The following is a 15,147-nucleotide window of genomic DNA, read 5'->3' as shown; positions in this document are numbered from 1 at the left end:
TTAGTTAGCGTCGCGAATCATGGCGCGGGCGATGACCAGCTGCTGAATCTGGGTCGTGCCCTCATAGATGCGGAACAGGCGCACATCGCGGTAGAAGCGCTCGATGCCATACTCGGCCATGTAGCCGGCGCCGCCGAAAATCTGCACGGCGCGGTCAGCCACTCGGCCGCACATCTCTGACGCGAACAGCTTGGCACAGGACGCCTCGGTGCTCACCGGCAACTTGTCGTCGCGGCGGCGCGCGGCGTCGACCACCATGCAGCGGGCCGCATAGATTTCGGCCTTGCTGTCGGCCAGCATGGCCTGCACGAGCTGAAAATCGGCAATCGGCTTGCCGAACTGCTTGCGCTCCACCGCGTACGACAATGCCATCGACAACATGCGTTCGGCCACGGCCACACACACGGCGGCGATGTGGATGCGGCCCTTGTCCAGAACCTTCATAGCGGTCTTGAAGCCTTGCCCTTCTTTTCCGCCGATCAGATTGGCGGCCGGCACACGCACATCTTCGAAGATCACGTCGCAGGTATGCGCGCCCTTCTGCCCCATCTTCTTGTCGCGTTTGCCGAAGCTGATGCCGGGCGTCTTTGCATCGACGATGAAAGCCGAAATGCCGCCCGAGCCCTTGTCCTCCGGATTGGTTCGCGCCATGAGCGTGAAGATGCCCGCATGGGGCGCGTTCGTGATGAAACGCTTGGTGCCGTTGACCACGTAGTCGTCGCCGTCCCTGATGGCCGTCGTGCGAAGCGAGGCCGCGTCGGAGCCGGCTTCCGGCTCGGTCAGCGCAAAGGAGGCGATCAGCTCGCCGGTTGCGAGGCGCGGCAGATACTTCTCCTGTTGCTCGGGCGTACCGTCGAAGAGGATGCCCTGCGACCCGATGCCCACGGTGGTCCCCAGCAGCGAGCGGAATACCGGTGAAGCGCGGCACAGTTCGAACACCGCGAGCACTTCCTCTTCCATCGTCAGTTCCAGGCCGCCGAAGCGCTCGGGAATCGTGAGGCCGAACAGGCCCATCGCCTTCATGTCAGCGACGATATCCTCGGGAATTTCATCGGTGTCGGCTACCAGCTCCTCGTTGGGCACGAGGCGCTCGCGCACGAATCGGGCGATGGAGTCGAGCAGGCCGTTGAGCGTTTCTTGATCGCGAATCATGTCGGTACGTTTAAAAAATGAGGAGGACGACAAGATGCTGCGCCGGGCGTCCCATCCGGAACAACCTTAATCTAGAAACTGTTCCGGAAATTGAAATCGCGCCCGCAAGGCTCGCACAGGCGTCGACTTCCGAGACTGGCAGGACGTCTGCCAAGGTACGGAACAATGGTCGCGCTTGCGTTGACCGTCGGACGGAGCGGACTCATCGTACGAACTCGAATCAAACGAAATCACGTTCGCCATGCCGCTCCGAGCCGATCACTTGCTAACCCGTCACTTTCCCCCCATCGAGCACGCTTACTCGCTGCGCGATACCCAGATCTATGCCCTCGGTCTGGGCATCGGGGCCGATCCGCTCGACGCAAGGCAATTGCGGTATGTCTACGAGGGCAGCGACCGTCAGTCGCTTCGTGCGTTTCCGACGATGGCGAACGTGCTCGCATACCCGGGTTTCTGGGCACGTGAAGCGGACACGGGTATTACTTGGGAAAAGATCCTGCACGCCGAGCAAGAGATCAGGATCCACGCACCTTTGCCGGCCATGGGGCGCATTAACGGCACGACGCGCATTACCGGGCTGTGGGACAAAGGTCCTAGCAAGGGCGCATTTTTGCAGCAGACGCGCGAGATCACCGAAGCGCAAACGGGCCGCCTGCTAGCGACCATCGTGCAACTGAGCCTATTGCGCGCAGACGGTGGCTTTGGCGCAGGCGGAAGCGCCGGTGCGCCGCCCGCGCCCCATGCGATGCCCGACGGCGCGCCCGATCATGTGTGCGATCTCGCGACACCCGAGCAGCTTGCGTTGATCTACCGCCTGAGCGGCGACCTGAATCCGCTGCATGCCGACCCCACCGTAGCCGCCGCGGCCGGTTTTCCCCGCCCCATTCTGCACGGCATGGCCCTGATGGGCGTAGCGGCGCACGCGGTGCTGCGCACCGTGCTCGATTACGACGACGCGCGCTTCGCGGGCATGCGCGTGCGTTTCACGGCGCCGGCGTGGCCCGGCGACACGCTGCGTACCGAGATGTGGGTGCGGGGCAACGCGGTGTCTCTGCGCGTCACCGCCGTCGAGCGCGACGTAGTGGTTCTGAACCATGCGCGGGTAGACCTGCGCTGACCAATTTATTCTTAGGAGAAGCACATGGATCTCGGTTTGACCGGCAAGGTCGCCATCGTCACCGGCTCGGCGCGCGGCCTGGGCGCCGCCACGGCGCGGCGTCTTGCACAAGAGGGCGCGAAGGTCGTTATCACCGACATCAACGCCGAACTGGCGCAAGCCACAGCGAAGGGGCTGGAAAACGAAGGACTGACCGCGCACTGCATCGCGGGCGATATCACGCGCGAAGCCGACGTCCAGCGTCTTGTCGGTGAAACCGTCGCCCATTTCGGTGGCGTGCACATTCTCGTGAACAACGCCGGCGCCCCGCGCGACAAGTACCTCGTGAAGATGAGCGCGGACGACTGGGATTTCGTCATGAACGTGATGCTCAAGGGCGCCTTTCTGGCCGCCCGGGCCGTCATGCCGCATTTCATCGATCAGGGCTGGGGCCGGCTGATCAACATAAGCTCGCGCGCGTATCTGGGCAACCCCACGCAAGCGAACTATTCCGCTGCCAAGGCGGGCCTGATCGGCATGGCCAAAGCGCTGTCGATGGAAGAAGGCCGCTACGGCATCACCTCGAACTGCGTCGCGCCCGGCTTCATGGAAACGGAAATGGTGCAGGCGCTGCCGACCTACGAAACGATCAAGGAGCGCGCCGTGGCCGCCCAGCCGATCAAGCGCGTCGGACGCCCGGACGACATCGCGGACGCGGTGGCCTTTCTCGCCAGCGAGCGCGCGGGCTTCATCAGCGGTGAAGTGCTCCATGTGACGGGCGGACGCTACGGCTGATCGCGAAACGCAAGATCGAGAACGATAGCTGCCAGCGCGCGACAGGCGAGCGATGGCGGCGGAACATTGATGACATTGAAGAGGCATTCGAAATGAAACGAGCAGCCATCGTCTCCCCGCTGCGCTCCCCCGTGGGCGCGTTCGGCGGAACGTTGAAGGGCGTTCCCGTCGAGGAACTCGGCGCCGGCGTCGCGCGCGCCATCGTGGACCGTACCGGGCTCGATCCCGCTCGCATCGACGACGTCGTGTTCGCGCAAAGTTATGCCAGCGGCGAGACGCCGTGCACCGGACGCTGGGTGGCGCTTCAGGCGGGCTTTCCGATCGAGGTGGCCGGCATGCAGCTGGACCGGCGCTGCGGCGGCGGCGTGCAGGCGCTCGCCACGGCGGCGATGATGGTGCAGACCGGCACGGCCGACGTGGTGATGGCGGGCGGCGTGGAAAGCATGAGCAATGTCGAGTACTACACGACCGACATGCGCTGGGGCAAGCGCGCGGGCACGGTGAAGATGCACGACCGTCTTGACCGCGGCCGCGAACGTTCGCAGCCGGAGAGCCGTTTCGGCCGCATCAGCGGCATGATCGAGACCGCCGAAACGCTGGCGCGCGAGTACGACATCACGCGCGAGGCGTCCGACCGCTTCGCCGCGCGCAGCCATCGGCGTGCGGCCGCCGCACAGCAAGCCGGACATTTCGATGCGGAGATCGTTCCCGTCGCGGTGCCGCAACGCAAGGGCGATGCGCTGATCGTGAAGCAGGACGAAGGCGTGCGTGGCGAGACGACGCCGGACAGCCTCGCCAAGCTGCGTAGCATCATAAAGGAAGGTGTCGTTACTGCGGGCAACGCGTGCCAACAGAACGACGCCGCCGCTGCCTGCCTGATCGTGGCCGAAGATAAGCTCGACGAACTGGGCCTCACACCGATGGGCTGGCTGGTCGGCTGGGCCGCCGCGGGCTGCGACCCGGCGCGCATGGGTATCGGTCCAGTGCCCGCCGTACAGAAAGTACTTGCGCGCACCGGTCTGACGTTCGACCGGATGGACCTGATCGAGCTCAACGAGGCCTTCGCGTGTCAGGCGCTCGCCTGCGTCAAGGGATGGGGCAGCTCCATGGAAGCGCTGGAAGAAAAGCTCAACGTGAACGGCTCTGGCATCTCGCTGGGCCATCCTGTGGGCGCCACGGGCGTACGCATCATGAGCACGCTGCTGCACGAGATGCAGCGCCGCCAGGCCCGTTATGGACTGGAGACGATGTGCATCGGCGGCGGCCAGGGCATCGCGATGATTTTCGAACGCGCCTGAAGGCAGGAGACCGATCATGAGCAACCTCGAAGCCGGCCATTTATCCAGCCACATCTGGCAGCCGGGCGAGCGCGAACTGCAGAACGCCGGCATCGTCAAGCTGATGCGCGCGCTGGACGTGCCTTCGTATGACGAACTGATGCGCGTGTCTATTTCGGAGCCCGAGCGCTATTGGCAAACCGTGATGCACGAATGCGCGATCGCGTGGGATGTGCCGCCGGGCGGCTATGCGGACCTCTCGCGCGGCCCGCAGTTTCCGAGCTGGTTCCCGGGCGGCAGGCTCAACTGGGTCAACACGATCTATGCGTGGGCCCGTCACCCTGCGACGTCACAGCAAAAGGCGGTGGTGGCCGAACGCGAGGACGGCAGCGTGAGCACGCTGACCTACGCGGAACTGGAGCAACGCGTTCGCGATTTCGCGGCGGGCCTCTCGCGGCACGGCGTCAGAGAGGGCGAACGCGTCGGCCTGCTGATGGAAAACGGCATCGAAGCGACCGTCTCGCTGCTGGCCATCGTGCATCTCGGCGCGCTGGTCGTGCCGCTGTTCAGCGGCTTCGGCGTCGATGCGATCGTCGCGCGCCTGTCGGCGGCCGAAGCCCGCATCGTGATCGCGTCCACGGGCTTTGCGCGCCGCACCAAGCGCGTGAACGTGGAAGGTGCGCTGCGCGACGCATGGCGCCAGTTGCCGCTGCTCGAACACGTGGTCTGGAAACGCGTCGAGGGCGAAACCGCGCAGGATCCTCGCGACCTCGACTGGCAGGAAACCGCGACCACGGCAAAGGGGCAAGGCACGGATCCGGTTAGTGTCACGCCCGACACTCCGTTCATGGTGATCTACACATCCGGTACCACCGGCAAGCCGAAGGGCGTGGTGCACACGCATGGCAGCTTTCCTATCAAGATCGCGCACGATTCGCTGATTCACTTCGACGTGCATCCCGGCGACGTCTACTGCTGGCCTGCCGACATGGGCTGGATCGCGGGCACGCTGGTGCTCGGCTGCGCGCTGTTGCGCGGCGCGACGCTGGTGTGCTATGACGGCGCCCCCGATTATCCCGACTGGTCGCGCATGTCGCGCGTGGTCGAACGCCACCGGGTCACGCACTTCGGTTCGGCCCCCACGCTGATTCGCGGCATGGCCAGCCACGAAGACCTCGCGCTCAAGGGCGACCGCTCCACCGTCCGCCTGCTGATCACGGCAGGCGAAGGCATCGCGCCCGAGCACTTCAACTGGTTCCTGCAGCGCTTCGGCGACGGCACGGCGCCCGTCATCAACTACACGGGCGGCACCGAGGCTTCCGGCGCCTTGCTCGCGAGCGTGCCGGTCCGTCCGATTCCATCGAGCGGCTTCAACACGGTGTCGCCCGGCGTCGCCGCGGACGTAGTCAATTCCGATGGCCAGAGCGTGACGGGCGTTGTGGGCGAACTGGCGATCCGGGCGCCCTTCGTCGGCATGACGCAATCTTTCTGGCGCGACGACGAGCGCTATCTGGAAACGTACTGGCAGACCATTCCCGGAATCTGGGTGCATGGCGATCTTGCGCTGCGCACGCCCGAGGGCAACTACTTCATGATGGGGCGCTCCGACGACACGCTCAAGGTAGCTGGCAAGCGCCTGGGACCGGCCGAAGTGGAAGAAGTCGTGCTGGAACTGTCCGACGTATCCGAAGCCGCCGCAATCGGCGTGGCCGATGCCGACAAAGGGCAGAAGCTCGTCGTCTTCGTCGTGCCGAAGCCCGGCTCGGGCGTCGCCGGGGCCGATCTGGAGGCGATCGTCTCGGGCCACGTCGACAAGCGCCTGGGCCGGCCGTTCCGCCCCGGCCACGTGCATGTCGTCGCTCAACTGCCGAAGACACGCAGCTCCAAGATCATGCGCCGCGTGATTCGCAGCGTGTATTGCGGGCTGCCGCCGGGCGATCTGTCGTCGCTGGACAATCCGGCCGCGCTCGAAGAAGTGCGCACGGCGGCGAACTCCGGCTGACTCGTGCAGTGTCGGAATCCGGACTGTCATGAGCCCTGCCAGTCCGAGAAACCGGCATCTGCCTGACGATCCAACGGCGGTTGCGCGCGCGAGGCGCAATTGGAACGGCTACGTGATCGAACGTCGATCCCGCGTGCCACCGACTTAAACGTGAACCAGACATGAAAGTACTCGAAGGCATCAAGGTCCTCGATTTCGGACGCTTCATCGCCGGGCCGTTCTGTTCGGCGCTGCTGGCCGACTATGGCGCCGACGTCATCCGCATCGACCGCGTCGGCGGCGGCGAAGACCGCTTCATCGTGCCCGTGACCGAACAGGGCGAAGGCGCACTGTTTCTGCAAGTCAACCGCAACAAGCGCTCCATGACGCTCGACCTCGATAGTCCCGAGGGGCGGGAAATCGTGCGCAAGCTGGTGGCCGATGCCGATGTGGTGATCGCCAACATGCCGCCACGCACGCTCAAGAGCCTGGGTCTGGATTACGAAAGCCTTTGCGAGATCAGGCGCGACATCATCCTCGTCGCCGCCAACGCGTTCGGCAACAGCGAGGCCGTGCGCGACCGGGTGGGCTTCGATGGCGTCGGCCAGGCGTTGAGCGGCGCCGTGTACATCGCGGGCACGCCTGACCGGCCGCAAAAGGCCATGGTGCCTGTGGTGGACTTCGCCACGGCGTTTTCCTGCGCACTCGGCGTGATGCTGGCGCTCTACGAACGTCAGCGCAGCGGCATGGGTCAGGAAGTCACCGCTTCGCTGCTGTGCACGGGCCTGAACATGGCAAGCGGCGCGCTGATCGAGGAAGCACTGCTCGGCCTTGACCGCCAGGCCACGCTGAATCGTGCGTCAAGTTATGCGCCTTCCGACATCTTCAAAGCCAGGGACGGATGGTTCATCACCCAGGTCATCGGCCGGCCGATGTTCAAGCGCTGGACTCGGTTGGTAGGCCAGCCGGAACTGCTCGACGATCCGCGTTTTGCCGACGATACGCTGCGTGGCGAAAACGGCGAGATCCTGAGCGATCTCATGAGCCGATGGTGCGCGGACAAGACCCAGGCCGAGGCGCTAAGCGCGCTGGAAGCGGCACGCATTCCGGCCAGCCCGGTCAACTCGCCGCGCCAGGTGCTGGAGGACGACACCATCAAGGCCGCCGGTGTGATCCACTGGATGGACTACCCCGGCGCGCCGAAGAAGGTGCCGATCTTCGCCACGCCCGTCTCGCTTTCACGCACGCCGCCGGAAATCCATACGCGGCCGCCGCTGACGGGCGAGCACACCGACGAAATTCTGGCGGGGCTCGGACTCGATGCGCAGAGGGTCGCCGATTTGCGATCGCGCAAGATCGTCTGACCGGCCGCATGTGCACGCGGTCCGAAAGAATGCGGGCGAAGTCGACGCGATCGGGCCAACGCATGTCATGACGATGGCGGGCGCGTGTCGACAATCCCTCACACGTCCCGCGTGTCTCCCGGTTGATCGAGCAGTTGCTCGATCAGCGCGCGTGCGATCGGGTTCAACTCACGACCGCGTGCCGTCGCGATCTGTACGCGTCGAACGGCCCACGGCTCCGTCAGGTCCAGCACGGCAACACGGCTGAACAGTTCATGACTCACCAGGCATTCCGGCTGAACCGTCACACCGAGCCCGGCCTGCACCAGACTGACGGCCACCCCTGCGCTACGGACGCCGTATCGCGGCTGAAACGCTCTGCCGAGTCGACCCGCGGCCGCCTGGATCGCGCCGAGCATCGCGCCAACCACGATCAGATTTTCCTCCAGCAGATCCTCGATCGTGACGCTCGCGCGCCCGGCGAGTGGGTGTCCCTGCGGAACGACGGCAATCAGGCGATCCTGCCGGTACGGCGTCACGTCGACACCGCCGAGATCGAGCTTGTGCGCAGCCGCGAATACGCCGACGTCGGCCTCGCCGCGCGCGACCACCTGCACGACTTCGGCATTCTCGAGTTCGCTGATTACGAGGTCCACGAGTGGATACTCGCGCTGGAAGTCGCCTATTTCACGCGCGAGAAACGGCACGATGATCGAGCGCGCCGACGCAATCGTCAGCTCGCCGCGCATGCCGTCGGTGAACGACGCGATCTCCGCACGCATGCCGTCGAGATTGTCGAAGATCCGGCGGATATAACGGACGAGGACCTCCCCCGCGGGACTCGGCACAACCCCCTTCGGGCCGCGTTCGAGCAATTTGATTCCCGCAACGTCCTCGAGATCCTGAATCCGCTTGGTCGCCGTCGATGCGGCCACGTTTTCGCGAATCGCCGCCAGCCCGATCTGCTGTTCCTCGACCGCCGACAAGAACAGCTTCAAGGTGAGCAGATCGACCTGCCGGATCAGATGCAGGCGATTGAAAGTACTCATGTCTCCCCTCATGCACGTCTTTATGACGTTGTCGGAACCCGCGACCGACGTAGCGCGCCGCGCGAGATCCGTATCAGGATTATCTTATGAGATGCGACATCCCGGGTCTTTCCTGAGTCGCTCAACGGCTCGAATCGAGCAACGTTTCGAGCAATGGGTTGTCGGCACCGATGTCCCGTGCCGCATGCAAAGGCGGCGCGCGCTTGCCGTCGAACGACAGCGGCAACCCGACGAGTCCGATCTCGTCGTCCGACGGTTTTTCGATAATGCCGAGCGCATGCGTCTGCGCATGCCCGAGCACCTCCGCCGTGGTGTGGATCGGCGCCACGGGTACGCCGGCCGCCTGGAGCCTCGCCTGCCAGGCCGCGCGGGAATCGGTCGCCAGTCGCTCGCCGATCAGGCGATCGATCTCCGTCCGGTTCGTGAGCCGCCCCGCATTCGTCGCGAACCGGTCGTCGAGCGCCCACTCGGGGTGATCCAGCGCCGCGCACAGCTTCGCGAACAGCGCATCGTTCGCGGCGCTGATGATCAGATGGCCGTCGCTCGCCGAGTACGCGCGATGCGGCACGATGAATGCGACACCGGAGCCGTGCCGGCCGCCCATATCGCCATCGGCGCTGTAGTTCGCGACATTGACCGTCATCCATGCCAGCGCCGTTTCCAGCAGCGATCCGTTGACGGTCGCGCCGCAATGCTTGACCTGACGGCGATACAACGCCGAAAGGATCCCGACGGCCGCCCACAACCCCGAACCAAAATCGACGATCGACACCCCGGCGCGAACCGGCGCTTGCCCGTCCTCGCCGGTAATGCTCATGATCCCCGAAAACGCCTGCATCAGCGGATCGTAGCCGGGCAGCGTGTTCATCGGCCCGAGATGGCCGAATGCACCGATCTCGCAGTAGACGAGTTCCGGCTTGGTTACGCGCAGGCTGTCGGCGTCGAGCCCGTATTGCGCGCTCGAGCCCGGCCGCAGGTTGTGGAGGAACACGTCCGCATGCTCCGCGATCAGCCGATGCAGCGTCGCGAGCTGCTCACGATCCTTGATATCGATCGAGACCGCGCGCTTGCCGCGATTCAGGCCGTGATAGGCGGCGCCGCTACCCTTCCACTCGCTCGGCCCCCAACCGCGTGCCGAATCGCCTGTGGGGCGCTCGACCTTCCACACCTCGGCGCCCAGCGCCGCCAGGATCCTTCCGGCGAACGGCGCCGACGCGCTGTCGCTCAGTTCGACCACCACGACACCCGACAGCGGCAGATCGCGCAACATGTCAACTCTCCTGATCCAGTACGTTTTGAGATTGCGGCACGGCATTCGTCTCGGGCGCATGAACGCCGCCGGAACGCAGCATCCCGTCGATTTCAGCACGGCTGAAGCCATACTCCGTCAGCAACGCCACCGAGTGTTCGCCGAGCCGCGGCGCCGGATGGCGAAGTTCCGGCACACTCTCGCTCCATTGCTGCGCAATGCCGAGCGTGCGGATCCGCCCTTCGGACGGGTGATCCTGCTCCGCGAAGAAGCCGACCGCTTTCATGTGCGGATCGTCGATGACCGTCTCAGGCGTATTCATCTCGATCACCGGAATGTCGGCTTCGGTCAGCGTGTTCACCCATTCGGCCGTGGTTCGCGTCTCGAAGACTTCTGCGAGAAACGCATACAACTGCGCAATATGCTCGGTGCGCCCGCCGATGTTGTTGAAGCGCGGATCCTCGGCCATCTCGGGATGCCCGGACAGCGCGAAGAAACGCTTCCAGTGATGGTCCGCGTACACGTTCACGCCGATGTAGCCATCGCGCGTGCGATACGGACGACGATCCGGATTCATCATCCGCGCATGGCCCCAGTCCCCGATCGGCGGCACGAATCGTAGGCCGGGCGCGTCGCATAGGGGCCGTTTTGCCCGAACCCGAATGCGCCGCAGCAGATGATGCGGGGGTTGAGCTTGCGCACATCCTCGTACCCGACGCCGAGCCCGACCATCGTATGCGGACGCATGCTGTACAGCAGCACGTCGGCGGTTTGCGTCATTCGCTTCAGCGCTGCGATGCCGTCCGGGCGCTTCAGGTCCAGCACGAGGCTGCGCTTGTTGCCATTCAGATGCAGAAAGATGGGCCCCATGCCGGGATTGCGGCTGGGCCCGATGTTGCGCGTGGTGTCGCCGTCGCGCGATTCGATCTTGCACACGTCGGCGCCCATGTCCGCCAGCAACAGCGATGCATACGGGCCCATGAAATTCGACGTCAGGTCGAGTATGCGCACACCGTCCAGTGGTCCGGCCATGTCAGCCTCCGTCGACGGGTTGGGGGTTCAGCCTTTTCACGATGTCTCCTCCGTGAATGAACGGCCAGCCGGGTGCCGATTTTCCGGCGCCGCACGCAGCCGTCAGGATGACGATAGTACGAACACAGGCAGCTTCTGTGCGCCACGCTGCACGAACCGGACTTCGACGCGCTGCCCGATCCGGATCGCTTCGGGTGCTTCGTCTATCTGCGCGAAGAGGTAGTAGCCTTCGTCCATCCGGATGAAGCCGACCGTGTACGGCGCGATTTCGGCCCACACGGGCGTCGGCCCGCGTAGAACCGTGCTGTGCGAATAGATCTCACCGCGGCCGGACGACTCGATCCAGTCGAGCGACTTCGCACCGCAGTGCGTGCAGAACGAGTGCGCCGGCCACACGGCTTCGCTGCATGAGGTGCAGCGCTGAAACGTCAGCTTTTCTTCTGCCAGCGCATCCCAGTAAGGTTGCGCATCGAGCAGCCGGTACGGCTGCGGCCAGGAATGTGGCAAATGCGGCGAATGCGTTTCGGTCATGGAAGCTCTCGATCGGGTATCACGTTGCGGTAGACAACAGCACCACCGCGCCGGCGGCCAGCATCCCGCCCGCGCCCTGCACCAGCACGGTCTCGGGACGGCGCGAGGGCGCAAGCCCCAGTGCCTTCCCACGCAGTTGCCGGACGGCCTCGATCATGCTGTCCATGTTGCACGAGATGCCGGGTTGCCCGAACGACAGCCAGCCGCCGTTCGTGTCGGTCGGCAGGTCGCCGTCGACACCGGTTCGTCCTTCGCGATAGAGGTCAATGCCATGCCCTTTCTTCGCGAACCCCAGGTCCTCCATCACGATCGGCCCCATGTGCGCGAAATTCACCGAGATCTCAGCCATGTCGATATCGGAGGGCGCCAGCCCCGACATCGCATAGGCCTGCCGCGCCGCTTCGGCCGTGGCGGTGGTGGTCAGGTTCGGGAATGCGCCGAGGCTTTCGTACCGGCAATGACGCATGTTCATCCGGTCGGTCAGGTATTCGTGCGTCGTCGCCGATCCGTACCCGAGCAGATACACGGGATCGCGTGCATTGCGCGCATTGTCCGGCGACGTCACGACGAACGCGCCACCAGTGCCGCCGCCCCACGTCGAACACATCCAGCGGCGCAGCGGCGTCGCGACATAGGGAGGCGACAGCACCGTCGCACGATCGATCTCGCCGAACTTCGCCTTCGCCGCGTGCGGATGAAGACGCCCCCAACGCTGGTTCGCGATCGCGACGTCGGCGAGATCGCTTTCAGTGATGCCGAACTCGTGAAAGTAGCGCTGCGCGGCCTGCGCGTACAGCGCTGGAATCGTCGGGCCGTACGGAATCTCGAACTGCGGATCGGCATCGGCTTCCGCGCCCATCGCCACCGCGTCGACGAACAACTCGGTCGCGTCGCTCTGCAGGCACAGCACATACTCCGCGCGCCCCGCCGCGATCATCTGCGAAGCGATGGCGAGCGTGGACGTCAGGCCCGCGCCGTGCATCGTCACCTCGCTCGTGATCGTCACCGGCATCTGCATGTGCGAGATGAAGATGTTGCTCCACTGCGAACGCTTGTCGGCCCACGGCGAACGCCCCGTGAACACCGCATCGACCTGATCCTTGCGGATGCCCGCTTCGGCAAGCGCGTCGAGCGTTGCCTCGGCGGCCAACTGCAGCGGATCCTTGCGATTCGCGCGCGATGCATAGGCATCGCCCATGCCGACGATCGCCGCAACCGGACGAGGAGTCATGGCTGCGCTCCTCAGACCTTGAACTCGGGTTGCGCTTCGGCGATCAGCGCATCGAGGTCCGCGCGCTTGCGCAGCATCAACAGGCTCCATTCGCTGCGCTGAACGACTTCGCCGCGCTGGTTGTACGCCTGGATCAGCATCGTGCCGACGCCGAACTTGTCGTCCTTTTCCTTCTTGGCGATGACTTCGGCGCTCGCGTAGACCGTGTCGCCGATCCTCACCGGATTCAGGAAGCGCATCTTGTCGACGCCATAATTTGCCTGGATCGCGGGGCCGAATTGCAAGAGGCCGGAGATCAGCGAGAATGTCAGCATGCCCTGCACGATGCGCTCGCCCCAGCGCGTCTTCTCCGCATATTCCTTGTTCGAGTGGATCTCGATCCAGTTGCCCGTGAACATGCAGAACATCACGACGTCGCTTTCGGTCACGGTGCGGCCGGGCGAGCGGAACTTCATGCCGACTTCCAGTTCGTCGAGGGGAATGTTGATGCTGTTGTTGATGCCGCTCATGGCGAGGTCTCCTGATCAGTTGAATGCCGGGATGTGGCGCGGCGGCGTCAAACGCACCGCGCCGGCGACAGAGGGAAAGACGTTACTGGCGCATCGACTTCGCGATGATCGTGCGCTGGATCTGCGACGTGCCGCCGCCGATCGTCGACTGGATGCTCTCGCGCAGATAACGCTCCATGTCCGCTTCCGGCAGATTCGCGTAGCCCCCGAGAATCTGCATGCCGGACAGCGCGCATTCCTTGAGCGTTTCCGAGCCATACAGCTTCGCCATCGAGACTTCACGGCTGCACGGCACGTGATCGGCTGCCATCCGCGCGGCGCGGTAGCACAGCAGGCGCGCGGCGTCGACCTTGGTCTGGCAGTCGGCGAGCATGTGGCGAATCACCTGGAAGTCGTACAGTTGGTGGTCGAACTGAATACGATCGTGTGCGTAACGTGTGGCCGTCGCGACGGCCTGCTGTGCATTGCCCGTATAAGCCGCGGCCACCGCACAACGTTCGAGTTCGAGGTGTTCGGTGATGATTTTCCAGCCCTGCCCTTCTTCGCCCAGCAGCGCATCGGCCGGCACGCGCACTTCGTCGAGGAAGATCTCGGTCGTGCCCGTCGCGTGACGCGACAACGTCGGCAGCTTGTTGATCACCATGCCCCGCGTGTCGTTCGGAATGAGCAGCACCGACAGGCCCTTGTGCTTGTCATCCGTGCTCGTTCGCACCAGCATCGCGATCACGGTGTCCTTCGCGGCGGCGCCGCTGCACCAGAGCTTCTGCCCACTGACGATCCAGTCGCCGTTGCTGTCGCGACGTGCGCGCGTCTTCGTGTTCGCGGCGTCGGAGCCTGCATCGGGTTCGGAGATGGACACCGAGAAGCGGATCTTGCCGTCGATGAATGGCTGCACGTATTGCTTCTTCTGCGCCGGCGTGCCGAACTTGATGATGTTCATCGCGGTGAACGTCGGCACCAGCACCGAGCATGCGAAGTCGAAGCCGAACTTGCCGAGCCCTTCGGCCATGAGCGAATAATCGAAGATGTCGCCGCCCGAACCGCCTTCGGTTTCCGGAATCAGGATGCCGAGCCAACCTTGCTTCGCGATTTTTTCATACGCTTCGTACGGGTAGTCGCGGTTCGTGTCGCACTTGCGCACGTATTCGACCGTGATCTCGTTGTCCATGAACTTGTTCACGGTTTCGAGCCACATCGTTTGCGATTCGTCGAGAAAGTTAGCCATTGTCTTCGCTCCATGTGTTGACGTCTGCTGAAGCAGCCGCATGTTCATCGTGGAACGAGCTTATGACTTCACGCGCCGCAAACCAACTGACCGTTTCTGAAGTGACGATTCGAAATATCGAAATCGGCTGCCGCCCATACGGCCGCGGCGATGTCACGCGATCGCGCCGGCCTCCCGCAGCGTCTCGAGTTCGATGGCGGTAAATCCCCAGTCGCCGAGCACCTCGTCGGTATGCTCGCCGGGCAGCGCAGGCGCCGACTGGATCTCGCCGGGCGTTCTGCTGAAGCGTGGCGCCGGCGCGGGCTGGATTACTCCGTCGCGTTCGACGAACGTCTGTCGCACGCGCAAGTGCGGATGGTCCGGCGCTTCCGCCAGCGACATGACCGGCGCGATGCAGACATCGCGGCCCTCGGCGAGCGCGCACCATTCGTCGCGGGTACGCGTTCGGAAGATCGCGGCGAATTTCGCATGCATCTCCGGCCAGCGGGAACGATCGTGCTGGTCAGGCATCTCTTCTTCGCGCAAGCCCAGCATCGCCAGCGTATTGCGCCAGAAGCGCGCCTCGTTCGAGCCGATGCTGAGCCAGCGGCCGTCGGCAGTTGAACCGCCCCGGCTTTGTCGGAGACTGCCGAGTTTGGCGCTACGCCGCGCGAGCGGAGAGCACCAGATTCCGATTG

15 protein-coding genes are annotated in these 15,147 nt (G+C 64.5%); 5 read left to right on the top strand and 10 right to left on the bottom strand.

Features of this window, described 5'->3' with window-relative positions; translation table 11 throughout:
* On the bottom strand, positions 1 to 1,152 hold the full coding sequence (locus AWB75_RS32285) for an acyl-CoA dehydrogenase family protein (RefSeq protein WP_061128067.1): 1,152 nt from the start codon (positions 1,150 to 1,152) through the stop codon (positions 1 to 3).
* 241 nt (positions 1,153 to 1,393) lie between these two features.
* On the opposite strand from AWB75_RS32285, the gene AWB75_RS32280 reads away from it, so the two are divergent.
* From AWB75_RS32280 to AWB75_RS32260, 5 genes are all read left to right on the top strand, one after another.
* The gene (locus AWB75_RS32280) at positions 1,394 to 2,269 is read left to right on the top strand and encodes a MaoC family dehydratase (protein ID WP_061128066.1); all 876 of its coding nucleotides are present in this window, start codon (positions 1,394 to 1,396) and stop codon (positions 2,267 to 2,269) included.
* 24 nt (positions 2,270 to 2,293) lie between these two features.
* Positions 2,294 to 3,043, top strand: coding sequence for an SDR family NAD(P)-dependent oxidoreductase (locus AWB75_RS32275; RefSeq protein WP_061128065.1), 750 nt, complete (start codon positions 2,294 to 2,296; stop codon positions 3,041 to 3,043).
* Positions 3,044 to 3,135: 92 nt separating this feature from the next.
* A complete protein-coding gene (locus AWB75_RS32270) occupies positions 3,136 to 4,341 on the top strand; it encodes an acetyl-CoA C-acetyltransferase (RefSeq protein ID WP_061128064.1) in 1,206 nt (401 codons plus the stop codon).
* Positions 4,342 to 4,357: 16 nt separating this feature from the next.
* Entirely contained in the window at positions 4,358 to 6,322 is a 1,965-nt protein-coding gene (locus AWB75_RS32265) for an AMP-binding protein (protein WP_061128063.1), read from the top strand.
* A gap of 161 nt (positions 6,323 to 6,483) precedes the next feature.
* The gene (locus tag AWB75_RS32260; RefSeq protein WP_061128062.1) at positions 6,484 to 7,665 is read left to right on the top strand and encodes a CaiB/BaiF CoA transferase family protein; all 1,182 of its coding nucleotides are present in this window, start codon (positions 6,484 to 6,486) and stop codon (positions 7,663 to 7,665) included.
* Positions 7,666 to 7,763: 98 nt separating this feature from the next.
* Here the strand turns inward: AWB75_RS32260 and AWB75_RS32255 are convergent, their stop codons facing one another.
* The 9 genes from AWB75_RS32255 to AWB75_RS32220 all read right to left on the bottom strand — a co-directional run.
* Positions 7,764 to 8,693: a LysR family transcriptional regulator gene (locus AWB75_RS32255; protein WP_061128061.1), complete on the bottom strand. Its 930-nt coding sequence runs from the start codon at positions 8,691 to 8,693 to the stop codon at positions 7,764 to 7,766.
* Positions 8,694 to 8,814: 121 nt separating this feature from the next.
* Positions 8,815 to 9,963, bottom strand: coding sequence for a CaiB/BaiF CoA transferase family protein (locus AWB75_RS32250; protein ID WP_061128060.1), 1,149 nt, complete (start codon positions 9,961 to 9,963; stop codon positions 8,815 to 8,817).
* A 1-nt stretch (position 9,964) separates the two neighbouring features.
* A complete protein-coding gene (locus AWB75_RS39565) occupies positions 9,965 to 10,555 on the bottom strand; it encodes a CoA transferase (RefSeq protein ID WP_407642191.1) in 591 nt (196 codons plus the stop codon).
* Positions 10,519 to 10,974 carry a CoA transferase gene (locus tag AWB75_RS39560; RefSeq protein WP_407642190.1) on the bottom strand — a complete coding sequence of 152 codons (456 nt, stop codon included), beginning with the start codon at positions 10,972 to 10,974 and terminating at the stop codon, positions 10,519 to 10,521. Before AWB75_RS39560 ends, AWB75_RS39565 begins: the two co-directional genes overlap by 37 nt.
* 102 nt (positions 10,975 to 11,076) lie before the next feature.
* A complete protein-coding gene (locus AWB75_RS32240) occupies positions 11,077 to 11,505 on the bottom strand; it encodes a Zn-ribbon domain-containing OB-fold protein (protein ID WP_061128059.1) in 429 nt (142 codons plus the stop codon).
* A gap of 19 nt (positions 11,506 to 11,524) precedes the next feature.
* Positions 11,525 to 12,736: a thiolase family protein gene (locus AWB75_RS32235; protein ID WP_061128058.1), complete on the bottom strand. Its 1,212-nt coding sequence runs from the start codon at positions 12,734 to 12,736 to the stop codon at positions 11,525 to 11,527.
* Positions 12,737 to 12,747: 11 nt separating this feature from the next.
* On the bottom strand, positions 12,748 to 13,245 hold the full coding sequence (locus AWB75_RS32230) for a MaoC family dehydratase (protein WP_061128057.1): 498 nt from the start codon (positions 13,243 to 13,245) through the stop codon (positions 12,748 to 12,750).
* Between the two features lie 82 nt (positions 13,246 to 13,327).
* Entirely contained in the window at positions 13,328 to 14,470 is a 1,143-nt protein-coding gene (locus tag AWB75_RS32225; RefSeq protein WP_061128056.1) for an acyl-CoA dehydrogenase family protein, read from the bottom strand.
* Between the two features lie 153 nt (positions 14,471 to 14,623).
* The coding region (locus tag AWB75_RS32220; protein WP_235012337.1) for a CoA transferase at positions 14,624 to 15,147 on the bottom strand (524 nt) is incomplete at its 5' end.

The sequence above is a fragment of the Caballeronia catudaia genome (genome assembly GCF_001544755.2).
Lineage (GTDB): Bacteria > Pseudomonadota > Gammaproteobacteria > Burkholderiales > Burkholderiaceae > Caballeronia > Caballeronia catudaia.
Note: the sequence above shows the minus strand (reverse complement) of the source record. Positions and strands in the feature narration are given on the sequence as shown.

Coding starts and splice junctions, on each gene's coding strand:
- AWB75_RS32285 (WP_061128067.1), bottom strand. CDS start 1,152: ATGATTCGCGATCAAGAAACGCTCAACGGCCTGCTCGACTCCATCGCC.
- AWB75_RS32235 (WP_061128058.1), bottom strand. CDS start 12,736: ATGACTCCTCGTCCGGTTGCGGCGATCGTCGGCATGGGCGATGCCTAT.
- AWB75_RS32270 (WP_061128064.1), top strand. CDS start 3,136: ATGAAACGAGCAGCCATCGTCTCCCCGCTGCGCTCCCCCGTGGGCGCG.
- AWB75_RS32255 (WP_061128061.1), bottom strand. CDS start 8,693: ATGAGTACTTTCAATCGCCTGCATCTGATCCGGCAGGTCGATCTGCTC.
- AWB75_RS32230 (WP_061128057.1), bottom strand. CDS start 13,245: ATGAGCGGCATCAACAACAGCATCAACATTCCCCTCGACGAACTGGAA.
- AWB75_RS32225 (WP_061128056.1), bottom strand. CDS start 14,470: ATGGCTAACTTTCTCGACGAATCGCAAACGATGTGGCTCGAAACCGTG.
- AWB75_RS32275 (WP_061128065.1), top strand. CDS start 2,294: ATGGATCTCGGTTTGACCGGCAAGGTCGCCATCGTCACCGGCTCGGCG.
- AWB75_RS32260 (WP_061128062.1), top strand. CDS start 6,484: ATGAAAGTACTCGAAGGCATCAAGGTCCTCGATTTCGGACGCTTCATC.
- AWB75_RS39560 (WP_407642190.1), bottom strand. CDS start 10,974: ATGGCCGGACCACTGGACGGTGTGCGCATACTCGACCTGACGTCGAAT.
- AWB75_RS32250 (WP_061128060.1), bottom strand. CDS start 9,963: ATGTTGCGCGATCTGCCGCTGTCGGGTGTCGTGGTGGTCGAACTGAGC.
- AWB75_RS32265 (WP_061128063.1), top strand. CDS start 4,358: ATGAGCAACCTCGAAGCCGGCCATTTATCCAGCCACATCTGGCAGCCG.
- AWB75_RS32280 (WP_061128066.1), top strand. CDS start 1,394: ATGCCGCTCCGAGCCGATCACTTGCTAACCCGTCACTTTCCCCCCATC.
- AWB75_RS32240 (WP_061128059.1), bottom strand. CDS start 11,505: ATGACCGAAACGCATTCGCCGCATTTGCCACATTCCTGGCCGCAGCCG.